This is a genomic window from Paraburkholderia sp. Ac-20347 (genome assembly GCF_017104805.1).
Taxonomy (GTDB): Bacteria; Pseudomonadota; Gammaproteobacteria; order Burkholderiales; family Burkholderiaceae; genus Paraburkholderia; species Paraburkholderia tropica.
On the sequence record NZ_JAAGPN010000515.1, the window covers coordinates 1 to 2,391 of the forward strand.

Genomic DNA, 2,391 nt, shown 5'->3' on the forward strand with positions numbered 1-2,391 from the left:
CCGCACCCGCCGCGCAGACCGTCACCGACCTCGCCGGCCGCACGGTGAAGATTCCCGCCAATCCGCACCGCATCCTGCTCGGCGAAAGCCGTCTGCTGTCGGCGGTCGCGCTGCTCGAAGGCCAGCAGCCGCTCGCGCGCATCGTCGGCTGGCAGGGCGATCTGCCCGCGATGGATCCGCAGACCTTCGACGCCTACGCGCGCAAGTTCCCGCAGATCCGCACGATTCCGCTGATCGGCAAGGCGACCGAGGACAGCATCAGCGATGAAAAGGCGCTCGCGCTCAAGCCCGACGTGGCGATCTTCAGCGTCGCCGGTCACGGCCCGAGCCGTTACAACGCGCTCGTGAAGCAACTGGAAGCGACCGGCACGACGGTGGTGTTCATCGACTTCCGCGTGCATCCGATGCAGAACACGCTGCCGAGCATCAAGCTGCTCGGCCAGGTGCTGCACCGCGAGCAGCAGGCCGATGCGTATATCGCGTTCTACCAGCAGCATCTCGCGGCGGTCGAGAACGTCGTCAGCAAGATTCCGGAGAACCAGCGTCCGAAGGTGTTCGTCGACATGCTCGCGGGCGTGTGGGACGCGGGCTGCTGCCACACGGCGGGCAAGGGCAATTTCGGCGAGTTCGTGCAGGCCGCGGGCGGCCGCAATATCGCGGCGGATCTGCTGCCGGGCGTGCTCGGCGACATCAGCATGGAGCAGGTGATCGCCTCGAAGCCCGATGTCTATATCGCCACCGGCAGCCGCACCAAGCCGGGCCTCGCGTCGCTGCGCGTGGGCGCGGAAACGAGCGAGCACGATGCGCAGGCGAGCCTCGCGCAACTGGTGGCGCGTCCGGGCTTCGACACCATCAAGGCGATTCACGACGGCCGCGTGCACGGCATCTCGCACAACTACTACGACTCGCCGTACAACATTCTGGCGATCGAGGCGTTCGCGAAGTGGTTCTATCCGCAGCAGTTCAAGTCGCTCGACGTGAAGGCGACGCAGGACGAGTTGTATCGACGCTTCCTCGCCGTGCCGGTTAGCGGCGCCGATTGGGTCGATGCGCCGCTGCAAACCCAGGCGGCCGCGCAGAAAGAGGCCGCGCGATGAGCGACGCGCGTCTGCCGGCCGGTTCGGGCTGGCGCGCGCACGCCGACGCCGCTGCTGATGCCGCTGCTGATGCCGAAGCAAGGCGCGCCGCGCAAGGCGAGGAGGCCGCGCGGCAGTTGCACGCCTACACGCGGCTCACGCGGCGTCGCGCGCTCCTGCTGGTGGCGGTCGCGCTGCTGATCGCGGCGTCGCTGCTCGTCGATCTCAGTTCGGGGCCGTCGGGCCTGCCGCTCGCGACGCTGCTGCGCACGCTGTTCGAGCGCGCGTCCGCCGATCCGGCCAACGTCGTGATCGTCTGGCAGATCCGCTTGCCGTACGCGGTGATGGCGCTCGCGGTGGGCGCGGCGCTCGGCCTCTCGGGCGCGGAGATGCAGACCATCCTCAACAATCCGCTCGCGAGTCCGTACACGCTGGGCGTGTCGGCGGCGGCGGCCTTCGGCGCGTCGCTGGCCATCGTGCTCGATCTCGCGATTCCGGGCGTGGCGCAGACGTGGATCGTCTCCGCCAATGCGTTCGTGTTCGCGTTCGCCTCGGCGCTCGTGCTCGATCTGGTCGCGCGCTGGCGCGGCATGAGCACGGCGGGCGTGGTGCTGATGGGCATCGCGCTGGTGTTTTCGTTTCATGCGCTCGTCGAGCTGATGCAGTTCATCGCGTCCGCCGACGCGCTCCAGGGTCTCGTGTTCTGGACGCTCGGCTCGCTCGCTCGCGCGGACTGGCCGAAGATCGGCGTGCTCGCGACGGCGCTCGCGATCGCCTTGCCGCTCTCGATGCGCAACGCGTGGGCGCTGACCGCGCTGCGTCTCGGCGAAGACCGCGCGGCGAGCTTCGGCATCGACGTGAAGCGGCTGCGTCTGGGCACGCTGCTGCGCGTGGCGGTGCTCTCGGCGCTCGCGGTGTCGTTCGTCGGCACCATTGGTTTTGTCGGGCTGATCGCGCCGCACGTCGCGCGCGCGCTGTTCGGCGAGGACCATCGCTTCTATCTGCCGGGCAGCCTGCTGCTCGGCGCGCTGATGCTGTCGATGGCGTCGATCGCCTCGAAGCTGCTGATTCCGGGCGTGCTGATTCCGGTCGGCATCGTCACGGCGCTGGTGGGCATTCCGCTGTTCCTCGGCATCGTGGTGCGCTCGCAGGGAGGCTCGGCATGAACGGCCTCGCGATTCACGACCTGAGCGTGCGCTATGGCCGCCGCGACGTGCTGCGCGGCCTGAGCGCCGGGCCGCTGCCGCGTGGCGAGATCACGGCGCTGCTCGGGCCGAACGGCAGCGGCAAGTCCACGCTGCTGCGCACGCTCGCG

The 2,391-nt window shown here is 69.2% G+C and carries 3 protein-coding genes; all 3 read left to right on the forward strand.

The features are described from left to right. The coding region (locus tag G3N97_RS38210) for an ABC transporter substrate-binding protein (RefSeq protein WP_205997913.1) at positions 1-1,097 on the forward strand (1,097 nt) is incomplete at its 5' end. Beyond that, entirely contained in the window at positions 1,094-2,242 is a 1,149-nt protein-coding gene (locus G3N97_RS38215; RefSeq protein WP_205997914.1) for an iron ABC transporter permease, read from the forward strand. The genes G3N97_RS38210 and G3N97_RS38215, both read left to right, overlap by 4 nt. Next, the coding region (locus G3N97_RS38220; RefSeq protein ID WP_205997915.1) for an ABC transporter ATP-binding protein at positions 2,239-2,391 on the forward strand (153 nt) is incomplete at its 3' end. The genes G3N97_RS38215 and G3N97_RS38220, both read left to right, overlap by 4 nt.

Coding starts and splice junctions, on each gene's coding strand:
- G3N97_RS38215 (WP_205997914.1), top strand. CDS start 1,094: ATGAGCGACGCGCGTCTGCCGGCCGGTTCGGGCTGGCGCGCGCACGCC.